At 60.2% G+C, this 24,329-nt stretch carries 15 protein-coding genes; 6 read left to right on the forward strand and 9 right to left on the reverse strand.

The window, feature by feature from the left end; translation table 11 throughout:
* The first annotated feature begins 22 nt into the window (after window positions 1-22).
* Window positions 23-706, forward strand: coding sequence for a GIY-YIG nuclease family protein (locus M2368_RS05825; RefSeq protein ID WP_105661090.1), 684 nt, complete (start codon window positions 23-25; stop codon window positions 704-706).
* A 109-nt stretch (window positions 707-815) separates the two neighbouring features.
* The gene (locus M2368_RS05830; RefSeq protein WP_133834714.1) at window positions 816-1,409 is read left to right on the forward strand and encodes a dihydrofolate reductase family protein; all 594 of its coding nucleotides are present in this window, start codon (window positions 816-818) and stop codon (window positions 1,407-1,409) included.
* 13 nt (window positions 1,410-1,422) lie between these two features.
* Here M2368_RS05830 and M2368_RS05835 read toward each other — a convergent pair whose 3' ends face one another.
* Window positions 1,423-1,899 carry an SRPBCC family protein gene (locus M2368_RS05835; RefSeq protein WP_332499038.1) on the reverse strand — a complete coding sequence of 159 codons (477 nt, stop codon included), beginning with the start codon at window positions 1,897-1,899 and terminating at the stop codon, window positions 1,423-1,425.
* A gap of 69 nt (window positions 1,900-1,968) precedes the next feature.
* Window positions 1,969-2,478, reverse strand: coding sequence for a GNAT family N-acetyltransferase (locus tag M2368_RS05840; protein WP_181148886.1), 510 nt, complete (start codon window positions 2,476-2,478; stop codon window positions 1,969-1,971).
* A gap of 449 nt (window positions 2,479-2,927) precedes the next feature.
* On the opposite strand from M2368_RS05840, the gene M2368_RS05845 reads away from it, so the two are divergent.
* Entirely contained in the window at window positions 2,928-4,355 is a 1,428-nt protein-coding gene (locus M2368_RS05845; protein ID WP_426734784.1) for a D-alanyl-D-alanine carboxypeptidase family protein, read from the forward strand.
* Window positions 4,356-4,420: 65 nt separating this feature from the next.
* Here M2368_RS05845 and M2368_RS05850 read toward each other — a convergent pair whose 3' ends face one another.
* Genes M2368_RS05850 through M2368_RS05870 form a run of 5 tightly spaced genes read right to left on the reverse strand, consistent with a single transcriptional unit; the run spans window position 4,421 to window position 10,123 of the window.
* Window positions 4,421-5,563 (reverse strand): cysteine desulfurase family protein, encoded by a 1,143-nt coding sequence (locus M2368_RS05850; RefSeq protein WP_426734786.1) that lies wholly within the window; start codon window positions 5,561-5,563, stop codon window positions 4,421-4,423.
* Window positions 5,560-6,426, reverse strand: coding sequence for a carboxylating nicotinate-nucleotide diphosphorylase (gene nadC / locus M2368_RS05855; protein ID WP_426734787.1), 867 nt, complete (start codon window positions 6,424-6,426; stop codon window positions 5,560-5,562). Before nadC ends, M2368_RS05850 begins: the two co-directional genes overlap by 4 nt.
* Complete coding sequence (gene nadB, locus M2368_RS05860) at window positions 6,423-8,066, reverse strand: L-aspartate oxidase (RefSeq protein WP_426734789.1); 1,644 nt, start codon at window positions 8,064-8,066, stop codon at window positions 6,423-6,425. The genes nadC and nadB overlap by 4 nt, the downstream gene beginning before the upstream one ends.
* Entirely contained in the window at window positions 8,063-9,346 is a 1,284-nt protein-coding gene (gene nadA / locus M2368_RS05865) for a quinolinate synthase NadA (protein ID WP_332489029.1), read from the reverse strand. Before nadA ends, nadB begins: the two co-directional genes overlap by 4 nt.
* Window positions 9,347-9,397: 51 nt before the next feature.
* Window positions 9,398-10,123 (reverse strand): NUDIX hydrolase, encoded by a 726-nt coding sequence (locus tag M2368_RS05870; RefSeq protein ID WP_332489031.1) that lies wholly within the window; start codon window positions 10,121-10,123, stop codon window positions 9,398-9,400.
* Window positions 10,124-10,239: 116 nt separating this feature from the next.
* On the opposite strand from M2368_RS05870, the gene M2368_RS05875 reads away from it, so the two are divergent.
* Window positions 10,240-10,998: an alpha/beta fold hydrolase gene (locus tag M2368_RS05875; RefSeq protein WP_332498684.1), complete on the forward strand. Its 759-nt coding sequence runs from the start codon at window positions 10,240-10,242 to the stop codon at window positions 10,996-10,998.
* A 142-nt stretch (window positions 10,999-11,140) separates the two neighbouring features.
* Window positions 11,141-12,289, forward strand: a complete 1,149-nt coding sequence (locus M2368_RS05880) for a TRAFAC clade GTPase domain-containing protein (protein ID WP_402741864.1) — start codon at window positions 11,141-11,143, stop codon at window positions 12,287-12,289.
* Between the two features lie 434 nt (window positions 12,290-12,723).
* Here M2368_RS05880 and M2368_RS05885 read toward each other — a convergent pair whose 3' ends face one another.
* Entirely contained in the window at window positions 12,724-13,503 is a 780-nt protein-coding gene (locus tag M2368_RS05885; RefSeq protein WP_426734791.1) for a helix-turn-helix transcriptional regulator, read from the reverse strand.
* An 85-nt stretch (window positions 13,504-13,588) separates the two neighbouring features.
* Here M2368_RS05885 and ilvD point away from each other — a divergent pair, with 85 nt between their 5' ends.
* Window positions 13,589-15,508, forward strand: a complete 1,920-nt coding sequence (ilvD, locus tag M2368_RS05890) for a dihydroxy-acid dehydratase (RefSeq protein ID WP_402473836.1) — start codon at window positions 13,589-13,591, stop codon at window positions 15,506-15,508.
* A 167-nt stretch (window positions 15,509-15,675) separates the two neighbouring features.
* Here ilvD and M2368_RS05895 read toward each other — a convergent pair whose 3' ends face one another.
* Window positions 15,676-23,598: an LPXTG cell wall anchor domain-containing protein gene (locus M2368_RS05895; RefSeq protein ID WP_498724169.1), complete on the reverse strand. Its 7,923-nt coding sequence runs from the start codon at window positions 23,596-23,598 to the stop codon at window positions 15,676-15,678.
* Window positions 23,599-24,329 lie beyond the last annotated feature (731 nt).

Raw genomic sequence — 24,329 nt, forward strand, 5'->3', positions numbered from 1 at the left:
GCGCACAGAAGGCAGAACACTCTTGAAGGACGAAAAGCTATTCAGCTTGGAAGAAGCTGCCAGCACCCTTGGCGTAGAAACCAAGGAGTTGCGCAGCTATCTGCGCCAGCATCGTCCCAAGGGCGCCATCCAGAAGCCGCCTCAGCCAGGTGGCAACTGGCATGTCTCCGCCGCTTTGCAGACCCAACTTCAGTTCGCCGGCGCGCCGGGGCTGGAAATTTCCCTCACGCCCATTGACGACCAGGTCATTGAATCCCTGGACTGGTCGCCGTGGGACTCCTTTGAAGCCACCGCCGACTCGGCGCCAGTGGCCCCGGGCGTCTACATGTTCCGCCGCGCGGGCGCCTCGGACCATGAGCCAATCTACGTGGGCCAGGCTGGTGAACGCAGCGGCAAGGGACTTCGCGGAAGACTGAAGATCTATTCCAGCGGCCAGGGCGCGACCTCCGGCATGGGCAAGTACGCTTTTGACGAAGGACTAGCGGATCCCCAGTGGCTGCGGGACCTGGCAATCGAGGCGGACCGCGGTGAATCCCGCTCAATCCAGCAAGTGGCACGCCTGGCCATTGACCGCTTGAATCTTGAAGGCCGGTGGGTCACCTGCATCCACCGCAAGGCGGCCCTGCTCCTGGAAGCAGCGCTGATCCGGAAATACCACTTGTCGCTGTGGAATGTTGCCGGTGCGCCAAAAGACGTGGAGAGCTAGGCGTCTGGGTGCATTGTCCCGAACCTGGGCTTGATTCTGCCTCCGGGCAGGTTCATTGTAGGAGTAGCCACTCTCCCGCCGGCATGTAGGTTGAATCGAGGCATTTGCCATGGGCTCGGTAGTTTGCGATGTCACCGTCTCCCTGGACGGATTCTGCGCTGGACCCAATCAGAGCATGGATAATCCGCTGGGCGAGGGAGCCGAAGCCCTGCACCGCTGGCAGTTTGAGCGCCTCGACGAGAACCAGGCGGAAATTTCCGCTATTACCGAAGCCTCGGCTTTCATCATGGGGAGCAAGATGTTCGGCCCTCCAGCCGGTGAGGAAGACGCCGACTGGATCGGGTGGTGGGGAGAGACCCCTCCGTACCATGCCCCGGTCTTCGTGCTCAGCCACCATCCGAAGCCGATGCTCTGCCTGGAGGGCGGGACCAGCTTCCAATTCGTCCCCGATGGGATCGAGGAAGCCCTCGCCGAAGCCCAGGAAGCGGCGGGAGAGAATCCAGTGGCCATCGCCGGTGGAGCAAACACCATTGTGCAGTTCTTGCGAGCCGGCCTCATTGACGAGCTGCGGCTGCATATCGCGCCCATCCGCCTCGGGCATGGCGAACCGATCAGCGTTGAAGATATAGAAACGCATATGGACCGCGTGTCGCGGCGCGAAACGACGCTTGCCACGCACGTCTACTACCAGCGCCGCCGCTAGCTGCCGATCCCGGCTATTTGTAGAACCCCTCGCGGAGGTTGATCCCGTATTCCAGCCACGCCTTCATCGCGGCCAGCATCCCGGTCCAGCCCTCGCAATTCCCAAAGGCGGCCTTGGCTCCTTCGGAGGTCGCCACCCAGCTGGCCTCGCTGATGGTCACCTTGGTTCGGGTGCTGTCTTCCAGAGAAGCGAATTCGAACGTCACGGTATTCATGCCATCGGCAGCGGTGGATTGCTGGCCGCCCCATTGCAGGACAATGCGCTTTGGCTCTTCCACTTCCACGACCTTGACCGGGAACGGGCCGGGGAAATCATGGAAGTCCCAGGTCACGGTGGCACCGTTTTCCATGTGCCCGGATGCTCCGCCGGTAGTGAAGTAATGGGAAAGCTGTTCTGGATCAGCCACAGCTTCGTATACTTGCCTGATCGATTTGGAAATGATTCCCGACACGGTGAAGGACAGTTCGCGAAGCTCTTCATGTGGTTCCATAAGACAGGTTTACGCCCGAAGAGCACTAGTGACAATAGATATGGGAAAATTCCCAGCGAAAATTAGCGCTTAGACGCCAAACGGCTTGGCATAGCGGTAGTTGCCGCGCGGCAGGCGGTTATCGTCGAAGACCCGCACCATGAAGTGCTCGCCCCATGAGGTGCGCGTAGGCAGGATCCCGCGACCTTGCGCCGCTTCGTAGCCGAAGCGGCGGTAGTAGCCAGGGGCGCCCAGCAGAACGATACCGCTGATGCTTTCTTGCTCGGCCTTGTCATGGATTTCTTGCATCAGGATCGACCCGACACCTCGGTGCTGGTATTCCGGGGCGACAGCTAGCGGGCCAAGTCCCAGCAAGGGTTCCCCATTCACTTCTCCCCATGTAGCGATGACGTGCCCAATGACCGTTGTGTCATCCAGGGCAACGATTGAGAAACGGTTATCGTACTGGTCGCAGTCGAATAGACGCTGCAGCAGTCCGACTTCCTCAGGCTCAACCATCGGATCGATGCCGGAGAACGCAGCATGGGTTATTGCATACACCGCAGCTCGGTCATCGAAGACTTCTGGACGGATACGCATGCACGCAAACCTACCAAATCTCGCCGAGCTAGAAAAATTGGCCCTTCGTGTTCTTCCACCAACTTGACTCCAGGAACGGGGCATTTTCCTGGCGGCTGGCGTGAGGATTGCGACTTCTTGCAAGCAAAGTTCAGCGAGCATTTTCCCAGGCCGCGCTCCTTGCGGCACGCCTGGCCGACTGGAAAACCCAGTTGCGAAGACCCTGCGGCCATGGCCCCGGGAAAACTTGCGGTGCCTCAAGTGGGAGGCCGTTTATCCATATCCGCACCGCCAGCAGCCACTGGTTGCCGGCACCTGGCGCCAAGGGCGGAACTGCCCCGCTAGTTGATTCAAAAGATGGGCCCAACGAGACCATTCCTTCTCTAACGTTTGCAGTAACGTCTTGAACGAGTCATGGATAGATGATGGAATGATGGTCGCATCGCTTGTCACCTCTATCGGAGAGTTCCATGAAACTGCCTCGGGCGTTCAAGACTTCAATGGCTGCCGTCCTCTCGGCCGCACTGCTCGCAACAGTGCTTCCGGCAACCCCGGCACTAGCCGCAGCCCCTGCCCCAGCAACTTCAGCGGTACAGGCTCAGGCACTGGCAGTTAATAGCGGACTGCAGATTGCCGCCAAGAAAATCCAGCGCAATCCGAGCAAGGATGACGTCTTCGTCAACAAGAACTACCCGCTCAGTCCCGTTAAGTACGCACCGAAGACGGTAGCGGTCAAGGGCACCAACGTCCGGCTGAAGTCCTCGGCGGCCAAGGCCTACACCAAGATGGCCAAGGCAGCTGCGAAGGACGGTGTCAAGATCCGGGCTGTCAGCGGTTATCGTTCATACAACCGCCAGGCTGAGCTGTTCAACTACTACACCCGCATCTATGGCAAGAGCTACGCTTCACGCATCTCCGCTGTACCGGGCACCAGCGAGCACCAAACTGGCCTGGCCATTGACGTGGGAAATGCCAACGGCGCTTGCGGTTTGCAGGCCTGCTTCGCCAACACTCCCGTGGGCAAGTGGGTCGGCAAGAACGCACACAAGTACGGCTTCATCATGCGCTACCAGAAGGGCCAGGAATCCGTTACGGGCTACTCCTACGAGCCGTGGCACTTCCGCTACCTGGGTACCTCCCTGGCCAAGAGCGTGAAGAACTCTGGCGCCAAGAGCCTCGAAGCCTACTATGGGGTTTCAGGCAAGAAAGCCAAGAGCACTCCCAAGCAGACCAAGGGCACAGCGCGGACCACCGCGAATCTGAATATGCGCACCGGGGCAGGCGCCGGGAACCGACTATTGCTGACCATCCCGAAAGGCAAGAGCGTCCAACTGACCGGATCCAAGAAGTCCGGTTGGTACCAGGTTCGCTACAGCTCGAAAACCGGTTGGGTATCGGGCAAGTATCTGAAGAACATCTCGATGCCGGCAGCACCGAAGAAGGATTCGAAGAAGAGCTCGCCTCAGAAGAGCACCAGCAATGCCAAGTCTGCCAAGACCACTGCGAACTTGAATATGCGTGCCGGGGCAGGCACCAGCCATCGCGTCGTGCTGACTATTCCGAATGGCAAGAAGCTCGCCATTCGCGGCGCAAAGAAGTCCGGCTGGTACCCGGTGAAGTACGCAGGGAAGAATGGCTGGGTCTCGGGCACCTACCTGAGCAATTTCTCCTCCTCCGGGACTGCGCCGAAGACCACCAAGCCCAAGAGCTCAAAGTCCTCGTCTAAGAAGACCATCGCGAACCTGAACATGCGCAGTGGCGCGGGAACAGGCAAGCGTGTCATCCTCACTATTCCCAAAGGAAAGACGGTGACCATCCGCGGCTCGAAGAAGTCCGGCTGGTACCCGGTGAAGTATGCCGGGAAGAACGGCTGGGTCTCCGGCACGTACTTGCGCTAGGGCACCGGCATCGGCTGGCTGCAATCCTGCTTCCAAGAACTTTTCTGTTCCGGGAAGCAGGATTTTCAGCTTAAGAGCCCGGAGACGCAGGAAACTACAGCCGAGGCCACCTGGCTGATCTCATTTTCTTTTGCGGTGCGCGTGAACGAAAGACGGACAGCAGTATGGGCCAGTTCTTCTTCATAGCCCATCGCAGTGAGTACCGCCGAAGGATCGGTCGAGCCTGCTGCGCAAGCAGAACCTGAAGAACATAGGACTCCCCTGCGGGCCAATTCAATCAGCACAGTTTCGCCTGCGGTCTTCGGGAAAACGAAGGAGACTATGCCGCCAACACGATGGTCCGGATCCCCTGTCAGCTGGACGCTGCCCGGATGCTTGGCATTGAGTTCCTTGAGAATCCGTTCAACCAAGTACGGGCCAAAGCTTGCGCCCAGTCCTGCTTCGCGCTGTGCGGTCGCTGCCTGCAATGCCGCGGCTATGCCCACGGCAGCGGCCGGGTTCTCGGTTCCCGAACGCATTCCGCCCTGCTGTCCGCCACCGTGCAGCAGCGGCACAAAGCGATGCTTAGCGGACAGGTACAGTGCTCCGCTGCCTTTGAGGCTGCCGAGCTTGTGCCCGGAAATGCTCAATGCGTCCACAGCGGCGCACAACGGCTTGAGATCGATCCAGCCGGCGCCCTGCACGGCGTCCGTATGCATGATCGCCCCAGCGTTGCGGGCCAGCTGGGCAACCTGCGCAACCGGTTGAATGGTGCCCACTTCATTGTTCACTGCCATCACCGAAACCACGGCAACAGCTGCATCGATCAGCTGGCCGGCCGCATCCAGATCGACCAGCCCCGTGGCCGATACCGGGATGATGCGGTGTTCGAATCCGTGGAATTCAACAAGGTACTTGCAGGCTTCCAGTACCGCTGGATGCTCAATGGAACTGGAGACCACCACGCGTCCGCGGGGGTTGGCCAAAGCCGCCCCGATCACGGCAGCATTGGCCCCCTCGGTGCCGCCGGAAGTGAAATAGACTTCCTCAGCTGCCACGCCCAGCTGGCTAGCCACCTGGGTTCTTGCCCAGTCGTTAGCCCGCTTGGCCTGCTGCCCTGCTTCATGCAAAGATGCCGGATTTCCAAAATCTTTGGTCAGCAACGGATTGAGCATGTCGAGAACGTCTTGGCGAGGCGGCGCAGTGGATGCGGCATCCATGTAGATCATGCAATAACCATATCCAGTCCAAGGTCAATAGCTTTCACCGAGTGCGTAATGGCCCCCGAGGAAATGACATCAACACCAGCTTCAGCGACAGCCACGACAGTTGCGGCGTTGATATTTCCGCTGGCTTCGACCACCGCTTGCCCGTTGATCAGTTCAATGGCTGCGGGAATGCCCGCCGGATCAAAGTTATCCAGCATGATGATATCCACGCCGGCGGCGAGCACAGCTGGAATCTGCGCAATCGAATCCACTTCAACTTCCATCGATGTCGTGTGCCCCAGCCGCGCACGTACGGATTTCAAGGCCGCCGTAAGCTGCTCCCCGTTATCCAGCAAAGCCAGGTGGTTGTCCTTGGCCATGAAAGCATCCGACAGGTTGTCCCGGTGGTTGACTCCTCCACCGCAGCGCACTGCGTAGCGTTCAAGGACGCGAAGGCCTGGCGTAGTTTTCCGGGTATCGACAATGCGGGCTTTGGTATGCGCAACCAGGCCGACGAGCTCAGCGGTCGCCGTGGCGATGGCACTCATGCGCTGCAGGAGATTGAGCCCCACGCGTTCAGCGGTCAGCAAGCTCGCCGCCGGCCCGGTGACCTTGAGCAAGCTGTCACCGGCGGCAAACGTGCTTCCGTCGGCAATCAGCTGCTCTACCTCCAGCTGCAGATCCACTAGCTGCATTGTCCGGGTGAATACCGCCCCTCCTGAGAGTACGCCTGGCTGGCGGGCCTGGACCACAGCAGTCGCTGTCGCACCTTCGGGAACGATGGTCAGCGCGGTGATGTCGCCGCGCGGATTGTCCTCGGCGAGCGCCAGCTCGATGATGCGGTCCATGGCGGCGTTCGGTACCGGATGGGTCGAAGTGTTCACGCGTTCAATTCCTTGCTCAAAAGATTTTCATTGTCCAGCTCGCTCGGGTGCAGAGTCCAGCCATAGCGCACACCCTCATCTGGCTGGCTGCTGGTGAATTCGGTTGAATCCAAGCGATGGTGCGCACCCAGGCTTTTGGTGCGTGCCATGGAACCTGCGGCGATGATCCGTGCGGTGATCCACAGGTTGCGCAGTTCCGATTGCTCGCGCGCAGTGGCAGCTACAGGCGCGCTCGTCGCTAGCAGCTGGACCATTTCTTCGAGCTGCACGCCGGTGCGGTAGACGCCAAGTTTGCTGCTGGCTGCCGTTTGCAACTGTTCAAGATCCAGGGGTGCTTGTGGAGTTGGCGCGCTGATCTCCTGGACCACCAGCCTGCTGATATCGCACCCGGTGTCGGAAGCTTCACCGGCCATGGCGGCAACCGCGTTCCGCGCAAAAACCATGGCCTCCAGCAACGAATTGCTGGCTAGTCGGTTGGCGCCGTGAACTGTCGTGTTGGCGCATTCGCCGGCCGCATAAAGACCGGGGACAGAGGTTCGTCCTGACGTGTCGGTGTAGATCCCGCCCATGAAGTAGTGCTGGGCCGCTACCACCGGAATCAGGTCATGAGCCATGTCCAGGCCGGAGCCGCCCGCGGTGCAACTCGCCAGCTTGGCGGTGATGGACGGGAAACGGCGAGCGAGGAATCCTGCGCCGCGCGTTTCTTCCACGGCCCGCGCATCAAGGTACACCTGGTGTCCGGCTTGGATCTGCTCATGGATGCCTCGGGCCACGACATCACGAGGTGCCAGCTCAGCGTCCGGGTGAATTCCAGGCATGAACCGCTGCCCTGCGTCATTGACCAGGATGGCGCCCTCGCCGCGGACAGCTTCGGAAACCATCCCGGCTTCGGGATATCGGGCCGGGTCAACCAGCGTTGGGTGGAACTGGACGAATTCGGCATCCGCGATGACAGCACCGGCCCGGGCAGCCAGTCCCAGGCCGTCGGCGGTTGCTCCTCGGGGATTGGTGGTCGCTGAGTACAACTGGCCCAGTCCACCGGTAGCCAGCAGCACGGCGCTGGACGAGAGCAGCTGCTGTGCATCGTGGCGCAAGTAGTGCACCCCTGAAACCCTTCCGTCCTGCAGCTGCAGTTCGGTGGCAAGCGCATCCTCGATAATACTGAGCTTCTTGGCAGTCTCCAGCTGGCGCACGGCACCAACCAGGGATTGCACCAATGAAGCGCCGGTGGCATCCCCATTGATATGCAGAATACGGTGTGCGCTGTGCGCGGCTTCAAGGCCAAGCTGGTAGGAGCCATCTGCATTACGGTCAAAATCCACTGCATAGGATTCCAAAGCCTGCACTAGCTCTTCGCCTGAGGAACACAGGTGTTCCACCGGTTCCACGCCGCAGTGGCCCGCGCCAGCTTTGAGCGTATCGGCAACGTGTTTGGAAACAGAGTCGCCTTGGGCCATGGATGCTCCGGTAACAGCTGATAGCCCGCCCTGCGCGAGCTCAGAGTTCGAGTCCCCCAGTTTCCATTTGGTCAGCAATACCGGCTGGATGCCCAGCTCTACGGCGTGCAAAGCTGCGCACAGTCCAGCCACACCGGAGCCGACGATCACCAGCTTCTTCGGTTCTTGTTGGACCTGGCTCATGGCTTGGCAGCTAGCATGCGCTCCAGGGCGATCTTTGCATCCCCTTGTTGTTCCTTCGGTACCGAAATTTGGTTGACCACTCGTCCGGCAACCAGCTCTTCGAGCACCCAGGCAAGGTAGCCCGGGTGGATTCGGTACATCGTGGAGCATGGGCAGATCACTGGATCAAGGCAGAAGATGTTGTGCTGCGGGTACTGGGCAGCCAAGCGGTTGACCATATTAATTTCGGTACCGATGGCAAAAGCAGTTGGCTCGGTAGCAGCGGCAATAGCCTTTTGGATGTAGTCGGTAGAGCCGGCTTCATCTGCCGCGTCCACAACTTCCATGGGGCATTCCGGATGCACAATCACGCGCACGCCAGGGAAATCCTCACGCGCCTTGGCGATCTGCGCGGGGTTGAAGCGCTTGTGCACGGAGCAGAAGCCGTGCCACAAAATGACCTTGGCATCGAGCAGCGTGTCAGCTTCGTTGCCGCCCAATTCCTTGCGCGGAGTCCACATCGGCATCTGCTCCAGGGGAATGCCCATGGCCTTAGCGGTGTTGCGTCCAAGGTGCTGGTCCGGGAAAAACAGGACGCGGCGTCCTCGCTCAAAAGCCCACTCCAGAACAGTTGCAGCGTTGGAGGAGGTGCAGACCAGTCCGCCGTTGCGACCGACAAAGGCCTTAAGCTCTGCAGAGCAGTTCATGTAGGTCACCGGAATGACCGGCATCCGCCCATCATCAGCTTCATCCGCATATAGGGCGGTGAGCTCTTCCCAGCACTTTTGCACGCTCGGACCGTCTGCCATGTCTGCCATGGAGCAACCTGCTGCAAGATTCGGAAGGATCACCGATTGGTCCTCGCGGCTGAGAATATCTGCCGTTTCGGCCATGAAGTGCACACCGCAGAACACGATGGCTTCCGCCTTGTCTCGGGTCAATGCTGCGTTGGCCAGCTGGAAGGAGTCACCCACGAAATCCGCATATTTCACCACTTCATCGCGCTGGTAGAAGTGCCCTAGGATCACTGCCCTGTCCCCCAGGGTTTCTTTGGCAGCAATGATGCGAGTATCAAGCTCGGCGTCGCTAGCCTCCAGGTATTCCTCTGGGATGGAACCCTGCACCGGGTAACCAGCTGGAACCGAATCCTCTTGGGAGGCACCTGGCCCGTAGCCCGCAGGGGTGTCCCACGGGTTGGAGGCCAGATCGGTGGAGCAGGTGGATTCCGGAGCCAGCAGATTGAGCCGAGCGATGTTCTGGGCTACCGAGGCATTGGCGTTGTCAGTGATTTGGGTGCTCATGGGTTCGTCCGTTTCTTACAGGATGACGGTGAAAAGTATGAATGGTGCTTGCTAGTCGTGCAGCGGGTCGACTTCCAACGGGTCTGGTCCGTGGCCCACGTAGCGGTATAACCGTGGCGGCCGGTGCTGTCCGCCGGCCAGATACTCATCGGTCTCCTCGATGGAGGCAGTGTTCTTGAGTGTTCGGCGGAAGTTCGCAGGATCCAGGCGGCGTCCGAGGATAGCTTCATAGACTCCGCGCAGGGCCGCCAGGGTGAAGCGTTCTCCTAGCAATCGATGCGCTATCTGCCCGTACTCGGTCTTGTTGCGCAGCCTCCACATGGCGTAGTCCAAGATCTTTCGGTGGTCGAAAGCCATCTGGGCAATCTGCGGATCATCGATATCGAACCAGGCCACGTTGTCGTCTTGGACGGTGGCACCGACCTGGTCAGCGTTCAGCAGCGCAAAGTAGGCGATGGTGACTAGGCGGTGGGTTGGCGAGCGGTCGATATCCCCGAAGGTGTAGAGCTGTTCCAGATAGGTGGGGCGTAGGCCTGTGGTTTCAGCAAGGTTGCGCCCTGCCGCTTGGCCGAGGGATTCCCGCGGATCAACTGGTCCGCCTGGCAGCGCCCACATTCCAGTGTGGGGTTGGCGAATGCGGCGTACCACTGGCAAGCAGAGTTTGTCGGGTCCGCCATCTTTGCCTTCACGGATTCCCAGGATCACAGTGGAAACCGCAAGAGCGGGCGGGAGGTTGCGGCGTTCGTCGACATTCGCCCAACCCGGTACGGATGACATTTCTTATTTGCCTCGTTTTCAGCACATTCGGATTCGTTAGAGTCATTCTGACATTAACGCTCTTGAGGCGCTAGCCCAGATCACATTTCAAGGGTGAATGACCTATGATCAATGGCATGACATTGGATCTGAATCTTCGAGTGGTTCGCGCAAACGCTGAGGTGAAAAGCCCATCCGTGCTTTTCATCCACGGCTTCGCCTCATCCGGCGAACTGAATTGGGACCGCTCGCGGTGGCTGAAATATTTCACTGATGCAGGACGCGATGTCCTTCTGGTTGATTTGCCGGGCCATGGAGAAGATCCTCGCCGCAACGACGGCAGCTGGGCACCAAGCCAGATTCGCCAGGCCCTGGCTGCCATCGTGATGGATCTGGACGATGGACCCGTAGATGTCATCGGCTACTCTTTGGGTTCCCGGCTGGCCTGGGAATTCGCCGCTTTCAATCCGGATTTGGTGAATCATTTGGTCATCGGGGGTCCAGGAGCCGGTGATCCGCTGGCCGCCTTCGAATTGGACCAGGCCCGCACCTACGTTGAGACCGGCGAAAAGATCCATGACGACTACACCGCCGCCATCATGCGGATTGCCGAGGCTGAACCGTCCAATGATCTATCGGCGCTCTTTGAGCTGATTGAGGCAATCAAATCCGAGCCCTACGATCCGGCAGCCAAGGTGCCATCGGTTCCCACCTTGCTGGTCGCCGGAGACCAGGATGATCTCGCGACCACCATGCCGCATTTGCGTCGCCTCCTGAAGGACGAAGGAACACGCAATGAAGTGCTGTGGCTGGCAGGACGCAATCACGCCAACGCGGTAACCAGCCGCGAGTTCAAGGAAAAGGCACTAAACTTCGTTAATGCTGAATTCTTATAATTTACATTTCGCCGCTACTCTGCAGTCAAAATAGTTCGCCTATTAGACACCTCCGCCCTTTCGTCGCTGTATGCCTATAAGCTGATCCCAACAGAAATCGATTGACAGCGCTAATTGCGCGATAAGCCTGAGGAATGATTCCATGGCGAGTACTAAAACACCTGAGCAGCACATTGCTGTCTTCGGCGAAAGTGGTAGCGGAAAAACAGTTCTACTGTCCGCTTTATACGGAGCCGCGCAAGAACCGGAGTTCACCGAACGCAACCTCTATCGGATAGTTGCCGACGACTTTAAGCAGGGTGCAAAACTTCATAAGAACTACTTGGGAATGCGGGAAAATTCGCGCACACCGCTAGCCAACCGCTTCAATAACGAAACGTACTCATTCACTTTAAAGCTGAAAGAAAACAACGGACAAAACCATCCGAGCATCCCTTTCAATGCGCTCAGGCTCGTATGGCACGATTATCCAGGCGAATGGCTCAGCCACGGAGCCAATACTGAAGAAGAAGCCGAGATCCGCCTGAAGACCTTCAACGACTTGATCCGGTCGGACGTTGCCTTGATCCTCGTCGACAGTTCGCGACTCCTTGACGATGACGACGACATCGAGCGTTACCTCAAGTCCTTGCTAGGAAATCTCAAGAGCACCCTCCTATCACTTCAAGACGAATTGCTGCATGATGGCAAGAAGCTCGTCAGGTTCCCTCGAATCTGGATGTTTGCACTGACGAAATGTGACTTGCTGCCAGATTATGATGCGTATCGTTTTCGCGATCTTTTGATCGGTAAGGTCGCAGGCGAAATCGCAGATCTCCGGCAAATTTTGTCAGGGTTTGTCACTGGAAATGAAGCACTGTCTGTGGGGGAAGACTTCGTGCTGACATCATCAGCGAAATTTGAATCTGGCCATATCGATCTCGGTGATCGCGTTGGCATCAATCTGGTCCTACCCCTCGCTTCAGCGCTGCCAATGCAACGCCATCTTCGCTGGGCGAATGCACGTGTCCTGCCCGGCAAGGTTGCGAAAGAACTGCTAAATGGCGTAGGACTAATCGCTGCGGCGGTTCAACTGGTCCAACATCGATTCCCCAATCGCATCGCATCGCTATTTAATCATGTCCAGCCACAAGCTATGGCTCACGTAGCAAACATGGCGGATGAAGGTTTGGAGAAACTCCAGAAGAAGGCAATACAGAAGAAGGACTTTATCAGTGCCATTATTGCGGGTTTCCAATTAGAACTCTCACAAGCTGAATCTGACAAGGTATTGCTCAGGAGCCCACGTTGAGCGTCATTTGGGCCACACGGGGCAGGATTTGGGGATTTCGATTTCTTCGAGATGGGAGTCACGAAAAGCCTCTGGAATTCTACAATCGAGCGTTTTCTGAAGTCGACGACGAATTAGAAGTATTCCACCGAGACGCCGATTCCATAGCTATTCGTTTCGCTGATCCGCTGGACCGCAAGGACAGATCGGGCCGAGTCATTCCTCATGAATTTGTCCTCACAGGCGACGATATGAAGGGCATTTCGTGTCTCGATGATGTTCGATCCAAAATTTGGCCCGCCTTCAGCACGGAATACAGTGAAATTTGGGATAAGGATCTTTAAACGGAGCGTTCGGTTTCGGGACTAATTTGCAGTACTGGAACCGAATGGCAATGTGATGCGTTCTGTTACGAAGCTCTCCCTACGACAAACTCATTGCGAAATCGGTTCCATCTACAGCGGCGTGTACATCAACAAGGTCAAGTCCGTGGCTTCGGTAGGAGTCAGGTTGTGCTGCTCGTAGCGGGTCAGCCCCAATTTAGGATGCCGGAACACCCGTTCACCGGTGCGGAAACCTGCAACGTCGCGTTCATTCCAGATCGCGGCAAATTCCGGGGAGGCCGCCGAGACCCGCGCAACGATGCCGCTCTCCCCCGACGGGCTGAGCCATCCACGCGTTTCGGCACGGAAGCTTCCCACGAAACCGCGGCTTTGCACTTCCCAATCCGGGAGCATCTCACGCAATTGCGCATCGGTGAATACGAGCCACAACAGGTTCCGATCTTCGCTGTCCAATGAAGCCACCCGCGGATACAGCTGTTCATAGGCCTCATTCCAGCCCAGGATGGTCCAGTCGGCGGAGAGCAGGAAGGCCGGGAACTGCAACGCATCGAGCAAACGCTGCAGGGCTGGAGTCATGCCGCCGGTGCCAATCGGGTCAAGCTCACCGTGCCCTGCCAGAGAAAACAGGTACGAGGATTCCACCGGGGTGAGCCGGAACAGCCGTGCCAAGGACTGCAGAACCTGGCGCGAGGGATTGATGTCGCGGGCCTGCTCAAGCCAGGTGTACCAGGTAACAGAAACGCCGGCCAAGGTGGCGACTTCTTCGCGGCGCAGGCCGCGCACCCGGCTGCGTCCGATCTCCGGCAGTCCATGGGAAGCCCTGTCAGCCCGGGCTCGGCGGTCCTTGAGGAACGCGGCGAGTTCTTCGCGACGTCTTTGACTTGGAGTCACGGGGTAAACCTCATTGCATGGTAGTAGTACTACTAGTATCGTCACCGTCTGGGTTTGAGGGCAAATATATGGTGAGATTTTAGGTATGACCACACTTCGTTCACACACTGTCACCCATGGCCGCAATATGGCCGGCGCTCGCGCACTGTTCCGCGCAGCCGGCGTGAACGGCGCTGACCTCGGGCGCAAGCCGATTATCGCTGTCTCCAACAGCTTCACTGAATTCGTTCCAGGGCACACCCACCTGCAGCCGGTAGGCCGCATTGTCTCCGACGCCATCACTGCCGCCGGTGGCATCCCCCGCGAATTCAACACCATTGCCGTGGACGACGGCATCGCCATGGGCCACGGAGGCATGCTCTACTCGCTGCCATCGCGCGACCTCATTGCCGACTCCGTGGAATACATGGTCAATGCCCACTGTGCCGACGCGCTGATCTGCATCTCGAACTGCGACAAGATCACCCCGGGCATGCTGATGGCCGCATTGCGCCTGAACATCCCTACGGTCTTCGTCTCCGGTGGACCGATGGAAGCCGGCCGCGCCACTTTGGTTGACGGCACCGTGCGCACCTTGGACCTGGTGGACGCCATCTCCGAGGCCGTGAACGAGAACGTATCGGATGCAGACCTGCTGCGCATCGAAGAGTCGGCCTGCCCAACCTGCGGCTCCTGCTCGGGCATGTTCACCGCCAACTCGATGAACTGCCTGACCGAGGCCATGGGCTTGTCCCTGCCGGGCAACGGCTCCACCTTGGCTACCCACACGGCCCGCAAGGACCTGTATGAAAACGCCGGCAAGCTGGTAGTCGATATCGCCAACCGCTACTACGGCGAAGACGACGAGACGGTCCTGCCACGCAGCATCGCCACCAAGAAGGCCTTCGGCAACGCCATGGCGCTGGATATCGCCATGGGCGGTTCCACCAACACCATCTTGCACCTGCTGGCCGCCGCCCGCGAGGCCGGCGTGGAATTCGGCCTCGATGAGATCGATGAAGTGTCCCGCCGTGTCCCGTGTCTGGCCAAGGTTGCACCCAACGCTGCCGGCAACGGCACCATCTACTACATGGAAGATGTCCACCGTGCCGGTGGCATCCCCGCAATCCTCGGCGAGCTGCGCCGCGGCGGCCTGCTGGATGAAACCGTGCACACGGTTCACTCGGCAACCCTGGGCGAATGGCTCGATGACTGGGATATCCGCAGCGGCAAGGCCAAGGAGGAATCCTTCGACCTGTGGCACGCAGCCCCGGGCGGCGTGCGTTCCTCCACCGCCTTCTCGCAGTCCGAGCGGTGGGCGGCGCTGGACACCGATGATGCAGAAGGCTGCATCCACTCGGTTGAGAACGCCTACTCCAAGGACGGCGGCTTGGCCGTACTGCGCGGCAACATCGCCGTGGACGGTGCAGTGGTCAAGACCGCTGGCGTTGACCCTTCGATCTGGACCTTCTCCGGCCCAGCAGTGGTCTGCGAATCACAGGATGAAGCCGTCGAGAAGATCCTGAACAAGCAGGTGAAGGAAGGCGACGTAGTAGTCATCCGCTACGAAGGTCCCAAGGGCGGGCCGGGCATGCAGGAAATGCTCTACCCCACCTCGTTCCTCAAGGGCCGCGGCCTGGGCAAGGCCTGCGCACTGATCACCGATGGCCGCTTCTCTGGTGGTACCTCGGGCCTGTCCATCGGGCACGTCTCCCCCGAGGCCGCTTCCGGCGGCATGATCGCCCTGGTGGAAGATGGCGATACCATCTCCATCGATATCCCGACCCGCGAGCTGACCCTGAACGTCTCTGACGAGGTCTTGGCAGAACGCCGCGAGCGCTTGATCGCGACCACCGGCTACCGTCCGAAGAGCCGCGAGCGCGTGGTCTCCCCTGCGTTGCGGGCCTACGCCGCCATGGCGTTGTCCGCTGACAAGGGTGCAGTCCGCGACGTGGATCGCGTAGAGCGTGCCATGCGCGAAGCCGATGAGCGTGAAGCTGCAGCCCAAAGCGCGGCCCAAATCTAGCCAGAAGGCTTGACCACGGCAACAGGCCCGGTCCTCTTATGCGAATAAGCGGACCGGGCCTGTTCTGTTTCCAAGGCACTAGCCCCGAAGCAGCAGGGACTCTGCCCCGCACGCCGAATGCCGGCCCTGCCCCGAAAGGCAAGACCGGCATCCAGCTGGCGCGCGGACTATGGGTTCCGGCGACGGTACCGAAGCAGGATCAATGCTCCGGCGATAATCACCATCCCTGCAGCCCCTGCCAGCCACAACGAGCCCTGGTCAAGGCCGGTTGCCGCAAGCGGTGCTGGCGGGGCAGGTGGTGCTGCCGGCGCTGGCGGGGCAGGTGGTGCTGCCGGCGCTGGCGGAGCCGGAGGAACCGGTGGTGCCGGTGGCGCTGCCTGCGGAGCCTCGGAGCAAACTTCCACGTCCGCCGAATCCGAATTGTTCCCATCCTCGCCGGACTTCTCCGGTATCGAGGCCGTATTCGTCATCGTCTGGCACTTGCCGGCTACGCCGTCCAAGACCAGTTCGTACGTGAACTTCTTGCTCTGCTCTTCGGCCTTGGCCGTGCCCAGTTCCCGCGGCTGGCCGGGATTGGTGTAGTCATCGAAGACCGTCACCATTTCATCGGTGGCCGTTGCCGCCTCGAATTCCAGCGGAGCCTTGGCACTGACCGTGCGGGTTGTCCCTTCCACGTCGGTCCAGCTGGCGTTCACCGTGTTCTCGTGGCCGGTGTAGTCGGCCTCGGCAACAGGTGTTTCGAAGGTGCAGCTGTACTTCACGGTGCGGGTTTCCCCGGCCGCAAGCTCCAGCTTCCCCTCCGCCAATCCTTCGATGGAGCAGCTGGCCCCGGCGATGGATAGCTTGTCTTCCAGGAGCACTTGCGTGTCCTTGAAGTCATTCGGATTGGCCACGGTGATCTCACCGGTGACGGTGAAGTCCTGGTCTTCGTAGCCCTCCAGCATCGCCTGGACCGTGTACTTGGCCGTGGCCTGCCCGTCCGGGTCAACCTCGAACTTCGTTTCCTTCGCCTCCTTGCGGGCCGACCAGTCGTAGTCCCTGACGTACTGGGCGTCGGCGCTCTTGGCGATCATCAGGCCCTGCTCAATGCACAGTTGCAGGTCCACCGAGGATTCGTCCTTGCCGTTGCCGTCGGTACTCTCATGCACTGCCGCGGTATTGGTGTATACCGTGCAGGTTCCCGCTTCGGGTTCCAGCACCTGTTCGTATTCGAACTGCATGGGAGCTTGCGGGACGTGGACTTCTCCGAGCACCTTCGGTTCGGCGCCAGGATCCATCATGTCGTCGGTGACTCTCACCGATTCGTCCGTGACTGCATCGATCGTGAAGCCGATCGGTGCCTCGGCACGCACTTCGCGGTCATCGAAGGTGGCAATCACCGTATTGACTGCTCCCTCGAAGGCATCGGTGGTGAGCCAGCTAGCGAGGTCGCATTCATACCGGGCCCCCAAGTTCTCCCCGGCATCGAGCACGACCTGCAATCCAGCGGCCGCTTCATCGGCATCCTCCGCATCGATCCGGCAGCTGGTGCCAGCGGTATCGATCCGGTCTTCCAAGGTGGCGGTGATGGAACCGAAATCATTCGGGTTCTGCACCATCACTTCACCGGCCAGCCGCAAGTTCTGCTCGGCGACTGCGGTGTTGCGAGCCTGAACCCAGTAGTGCGCGGTGAAGGTTCCATCCTCGTTCGCGGTGAGCTTGCTCTGGTCGATCCGCTTCTCTACCTCCCATTCGTAATCCAAGTCCACCAGCCCCTGCGCGGTCTTCTGAAGGCCCAAGGCCTTCTGTCCGCAGAGGGTGACGGTGGTCGAATCCTCGGCCCCGGTCTGCTGGATCACCGCGGTGTTGGTGAACTCGGTGCAGGTGCCCGCCTGGGCTTGGTGGCGCAGGGTGTAGTCGAAGTCGACCGGGGTGCCTTCGGCATTCCAGATCGCTTCGCCCAGCACTACCGGCGACTCGGGGTTGGTCTTGTCATCGATGACGGTGACCTGCTGATCGGTTTCAGCATCCAGCAGGTAGTCCACCGGTGCGGTTGACGTGGCCACCGAATCCTCGCCCCAGGTTGCCGTAACCGTGTTGCTGCCGTGCAGCTGTTCCGGGGTACCCGAGCAGCTGTAGGGCAGTTGCACCGTGGCTCCGGTTCCGTCGCTGCCCACCGGGACCGCGACTTGCAGGCCCCCGGTTTGCGGATCGGCGTCCTCGGCGTCAATGGTGCACGTGACCCCTTCGATGCTGATTTCATCGGTGATGGTGGCTACCGTCGAGGCCGATGCGAAGCGGTTCGGATTCACCAGCACGATCATGCCGTGCACTTCATGGCCGGAATCCTCCGCTCCGTCCGGAATGGCCGACACGGTGTAGGAGAAGTCGGCGGTGCCGTCCTCGGCGACGACAGCTTCGGTACGGTCAACCTTCTTCTCCAGCTCCCACAGGTAGGTCCGATCGAAGCTGGCTTCGGCATCCTTGGCAATCATCAGATCGAGCAAGCCGCATAGCTGCACGGTCGCCGCATCCCTCGGATCCTCCCCTGCCTGGATATCGACCCAGGCGGTGTTCGTGTAGCTCATGCATTCACCGGCCGGAGCATCATGCTCCAGCTGGTACTCGATGAGCACCGGCGAATCATCGATGTCCACGGTGCGCAGCAGCACCGGCTCCTGGGGATTCGACTGGTCATCCCAGATCTCGACCTGCCGATCGATGTGGGAATCAATGGCGAATTCGATGGGCACCTGCGTGCTCGATGCCCGGTCATCGCCCCAACTGACCGTGGCGGTGTTGGTGCCGCCGCTGTAGGAGCCGGGATCGACTCCCGCGGAGACATCGCAGCTGTAGCCGACGGTGATCGTCCCGTTGGCCGGGATGCCCACCAGCGATTCGGAGGTGGTGCAGGTGATCGATTCCAGATCGACAACGTCCTGGATCGTGGCGTCAATGCCCGTGTACTGGTTCGGGTTGGTGATGGTGATCTGGCCTTCCAGCACCCATCCCGAATCCTCGTACCCGGTGTTCTCCACCTTGACCACATAGTCCACCGGTTCGCTGGCCGCCCCGTTGGTGGTGATCTCCTGGTCCTGGCCTTCGGCCAAGGACTTGTCGATCTGCCATTGGTAGGTGCGGTCGTACGCGGCTTCGACGGTCTTGCTGATCTCCAAGGCCGCCTCGCGGCAGGCTTCGGCGAGCGCATTGTCCGTCGCGGTGAAGCCGTTATCGCCGGTGAGTGTGGCGACGTTCTCGAAGACCTGGCAGGTGCCTGCCTCCTCCACGTTCCACGTCACCGAGTAGTCCCGGCTTTGCGGCCCATCGGCCACATCCACTGTCCACGCCGGATCGAACTCGTGGGCGCTGTCCGTGATGGTGACCGTGTCGTTCAGCGGCGTCTGGTTCCAGTCCTGCTCCGAGATCCCTACGGTGTCCGAGTCCTGGCTATTGGCCGTGCTCAGCGCCTGGGCATCCCAGTCCACGGTGGCGGTGTTGCTGCCTTCGTAGTCCGGCTGGGATTCGAAGGTGCACGAGTAGGCCATCACCCATTGGGTCCCTGCGGGGATCACCGTCTGGAAGCCGGCTTGCTCGGCGGACATGTCAGCCACCGCTTCGCCCTGCACCCCGGTGATCGTGCAGGCCGCGTCCCCGCCGACATCGGCGAAGTCCTGCACCGTGACCGGCGCGTCCTGCCAGTCGTTCGGGTTGGCCAGCGTGATTTCTCCGCTCATCGCCCAATTGCCGTCCTCGTGGCCTTCGGGGGCCACGGTGATCCGGTAGTTCGCCGTGGCCTCGCCGGTACTCGGGTTGGCTGCCAGCGGTTGCCCGGAGAGCAGCTCCTTGTCCAGCGACCACAGGTAGGAGCGGTCGAAGGAGGTCACGACGTTCTTGGCGATTTCCAGATCTGCTCCGGCGCACACCGTGGTGCTGGCCGAAGCCGTGTTCTCCTCGCCCTCGCCGGTGGCCTCATCGAGCACCGCGGTGTTGGTGTACTCGGTGCAGGTTCCGGCCACGCCCTGCAGTTCCAGGTCGTATTCGAAGGCCTTCGGCGATTCCCCGGCCATCGCGGTGCCCAGCACCACTTCCTGGCCTTCAACGGTTTGGTCATCGGTGATGGCGACTTCGCCGTCGGTCAGCAGGGCCTGCTCGAACCCGAAATCGACTTCCGTTTCAGCCTGGCGCTCCTGGCCCCAGGCCACGGTTGCGGTGTTCGTGTACTGGGCGGTGATGTCGGTGTCCGCCGGGACCTGGCAGTTGTAGCCCAGGGTGGTGCTTTCCCCGTCACCGAGCACGAGCTGGAAACCGCCGGCGCTTCCATCCGCATCGGTGCCCTCGATGGTGCAGCTGGCCGACGGGATGGAGAGCACATCGGTGACCGTGGCCGCCAGGTCCCCGACTTGCGTGTTCGGGTTGCTGATGGTGATGGTCCCGGACACCTGCTTCGCGCTGTCCTGCGCTTCGCCGGCGGTGGCCACTACCGTGTAGTGCGCGGTGACCGTGCCGTTGCCGGCGACCGTGAATTCGCTGCGGTCCACCTGCTTGTGAAGCGACCAGTCGTAGTCGCGTGCGTAGCTGGCGTCCACGTCCTTGGTGATAACCAGATTCTTCTGGTCGCAGATGCCCACGTCCTGCGAGTCCTCGATGTCCTCGCCGGCCAGATCCACCCACGCGGTATTCGTGAAGACCAGGCATTCATCGCGCGGCACTTCGTAGGTGATCTCGTAGCTGAAGCTCCGCGGGGCGTCGGCGTAGTGGACCGTGCCCAGCAGTACCGGGTCCCCGGAAGGATCAGCCTGGTCATCCCAGACGCCAACGGATTCATCGGTGCTCTCATCCAGGGTGAAGTCGATGGGTACCGGCTGGCTCTCAGCCTGCAGCCCATCACCCCAGGTGACCACCGCCGTGTTGGTGTGGCCGGTGTAATCGGCTTCCGCCACGGCCGATGCATCGCAGTTGTAGTCCACGGTGATCGAGCCGATGCGCGGCACCACCTGCTGCATGCCTTCCATCCCCGGATTCGAGTCCTCGGCCACGATGGTGCAGGCGGCCGAGAGGGTATTCTCGTCGCTGATCGTCACTTCGAGGTCTTCGAATTCGTTGGGATTGGCCACGGCAATGGATCCGGAAAGCTGCTGCCCGGAATCCTCGTAGCCGGTGTTGTCCACCAGCACCGTGTAGTGAACGGTAGCGGTTCCGTCTTCCTCGACCACGGCATCTGGCGACTGGCCCTCGGCCAGCTGCTTGTCGATGCTCCACAAGTAGGTGCGGTCATAGGAGGCCGTCACGTCCTTGGTGACGGTCAGCCCTGCCTGGCGGCACGCTTCGACCTGGGCGTCATCGCTCTTGACCAGCTGGTTGCTGCCGGTGATCGTGGCGGTGTTCATGAAGCTCTGGCACGTGCCGGCCTCGTCCACGGTCCAGGTGTATTCATAGGTCCGAGTCTGCGGGCCATCGGAGTAATTGATGGTCCAGGCCGGATCGAACTCATGCAGCGGGTCGGTCACGGTCACCGTCTGGTTCAGTGGTGTCTGCGTCCAGTCGCCTGCATCCACCGGTACAACTTCGGTGGCGCTGCCCGAAGCGGTGGAGGCCGCGCTGGAGGACCACGTCACTTCGGCGGTGTTGCTGCCCTCGTAGTTCGGCTGCGATCCGAAGGTGCAGCTGTAGCTGAAGGTCAGCGTTTGGGAGGCATCCAGTGTTGCCTGGAAGCCCGGTGCGGCCGGATCGGCGTCCATCGTGTCCGGTTCGCCGGCAATGCCGACCACCTGGCAGGTTGCGTCCCCGCCCACATCGACCTGGTCGGTGACGGTCACGTCAATGGCTTGCCAGTCATTGGGGTTGGATACCGTGATGGTTCCGCTCATGGCCCAGTCGCTGTCCGAATAGCTTTCGGGAGTGACAGTGACGGAGTATTGCGCGGTGAATTCGCCGGTTTCCGGATCCGCGGTGAATGGCTGCTCGCCTACTGCGTCCTTGGCGATGCTCCAGTCGTAGCTGCGGTTGAAACTGGACACGACCAGTTTCTCGATGGCCAGATCCTGGCCGATGCAGATTTCCACGGTGGCATTGTCGGTCAGCGTTTCGCCGTCGTCTGCGGCGAGGCTGGCGATGTTCTGGTAGTCGGTGCATTCTCCGAGCACGCCGTCCCACTCGATGGTGTATGCGAAGGTCTTCGGGCTTTCCCCCGCTGTAACGGTGTTACCGCCGGCGATGCCCGAAAGGTCGATTTCACTATCGGTGACGGTGACTTCCTCGTCGGTCACCGTTGGCGAGACGGACGCGAAATCGTAGCCGGCCGAGGCGCTGGCTTGTCCATCGGTGCCATAGTAGGCCTCCGGGTCCCAGGTTGCGCTGACCGTGTTGGTGCCGGCGCTGGAGGCACTGGTTCCCTCGGGCAGGTCACATTCATAGGTGAAGGAATTCTCGCCGGGCTGGATGGTCACCGGATTGGCGATCGGCGAACCGCCAGCGGAGATGACGCAATTGGCTCCATCAAGCTGGTCGGCCAGGGTGATCCCGGACATCGCCGTGTCATTCGGGTTCATCACGGTAATGGTGCCGGAGAGCTGGAAGTTGCTGTCCTGGGCCTCGCTGGCGGTGGCGACCACGTTGTAGTCGACGTCCACTCCGGTGGCCGTGGCCTTCACTGTGGCTTGCTGGCCCTGGGCCAGCGACTTGTCCAGATCCCAGTCGTAGTCGCGGTCATAGGATGCCTGCACATCCTTGTGGACCGTGAGCTCGTCGTAGGTGGTCTTCGTATTGGTGAAGGTACAGGTGACTTCATCGTTGTCGCCCAGCTCGAAGGTGATGGCCGAACCGCTGCGGATGGCGGCGGCGCCGGTGCAGGCGATCGAGGAAAGATTCCAGCCAGCTGGCAGGTCTACTTCAGTAATGGTTACCGTAGATGGCGCCACGGTGTAGGTAACGCGATCTGGCAGGCTCGCACCGGTATCGGAATCGGCGCTGTCATCGAGGTTGAATGCCGTCGAGTCACCGAAGCGGTCCTCGGCGAGGGTGAACCCGAAATCAGTGCCATCGGCAGGAACCGCGTCCTTGATGACGGTCACGAAACCTGCTTGGACCGCCCCGGCCTGGATCTGGTTATCGCGTTGGCCAACGGACTTGCAGTTCAACGACGAGATCAGGACGTGGTACGGCGAACCGTTGATTGAGGAAGCGCCGGTACCCGGGCCGTGATCCAGCTCCGAGGCGATATGCGCATCGAAGTAGAGGGTGACGCTTGACTCGTCGCCTTCTTCTCCGTCGACCATCAATGTGATGAAGACGGTGTCGACGCGGTCGTTCCCGGCGCCTTCATCGACAGTCCAGCCGGTGATGTTCGCGCCGTCCACTGTCTCGTTGAGCAAATAGTCATAGGCCCATTTGCCGGCCTGCTTGACCTGGTAATTGATGACCAGCTCGTTTTCGCCTGCGGGCAATGTCATTTCCAAGCGCTGGTGAACCACACCGCCCTCATAGAGCCCGTCGTGGACATTGCCGTTGGCGAAGGCGGGCATCTCATCGGACTTCTGCATGAAGGTGTCGACCGAGCCGTCTCCTTCGTTGTACTCGCAAATCCGCGGAGCACCTGACTCAAGGGCAGCGGCCATGATCGGCTCGCGGGCCGCTGTCGAGGACCCGGTAGAATCTTCCGATTCCGAAACTTCGGCCTTCGGCTGCGCAAGTTCCGGTGAAGCCTTGTCCACTGGCTTCTTCTCTGTCTTGGGCGCAGCTGATTCCACAGGTTGCGCTTCGGGTGCCGGCTGCGTGGTTTCCACAGCTTTTGGCTTTTCTGGCTTCTGAGTTGCCGGTGCCGGTGCAGGGGCGGACTCGGGTTCGGCCGCTGCTTCTTCCTCTGGCGCCGAGGTCTTGGCGCTGTCTACTGCTTCGGCAGCTGGCTGTTCTTCCCCCGTGTCAGCCGTGGACGATTCGTCGGCTTCGGCCTTGGTTTCCTCGGCCGAGCCGGTGGCCAGGACCGATTCAGAGTTCTCCGGTTCAGTCCCCTGCTGTTTGGCCTCGACTTCTTCCCCAACAGAAGCTTCGGCAGCAACTGCCATGCCCGGAATGGTCATGACAAAGCACAAGGAAATCGACGAAATTATCGCCAAGCATCCTTTTAATAATCTATTTAAAGCTGTTTTACGGCGCAAATTTGGCACAAAAGTGCCACGCCTTTGATGCCTAGACATTTCTCCCCCATACAAGAATGTCCTGAGTGGATCGCGCGGCGTGCAGGAGCGATCCACCCGAAAAAGAGCGAGCTATAGTAAGGCTTTGACCTCAGATAATGAAAGCCTGGCCCATGATTCAGCCACCCCATGTGGCTCAACTGCTCAGGATAAGTTCCCCAATGCATCTAAAGATGCGAAATGAATGCGAGTGTTTCAATTCGTCTTTAAATCCCCCAATTCAAGACAACGATATGCCGACATCCTACGCCGGCATTCGGCTTTGTGCCAGCAAATGGAAGGAAATAAATTTGGCTGAAAATGAAGCAATCGGTGCACTTCTTTGCCCATGGATTAAACGTGCTTGTCACCTGCCAAATTCACGATTCAGGCCCTAGCGGACAGCAATGAAGGTCGATGCTCTGCGACAGCGGCTTCGGCACCCCCGCTCGCCCGCGGCACCCGAAAGGCTTGGCAGAAACCGGCCTGGAACAATCCTGCCGACCCCGGGGCCAGTACAGAAGCAATGGCACTGCGCCTCGGGAGCTCCACATCCACCGAAAAGCTCCGCGGCATCGAGCCCCGGAGACTGCCCCGCTTCACCCCGGGACGTCGAGAAGATTCACTACGACCTTCAACTACTAATTTGAGTACCCGGTCTGACCTGCAAA

This window comes from Arthrobacter sp. JUb119 (assembly GCF_024807995.1).
In the GTDB taxonomy this organism is placed as follows: Bacteria; Actinomycetota; Actinomycetes; order Actinomycetales; family Micrococcaceae; genus Glutamicibacter.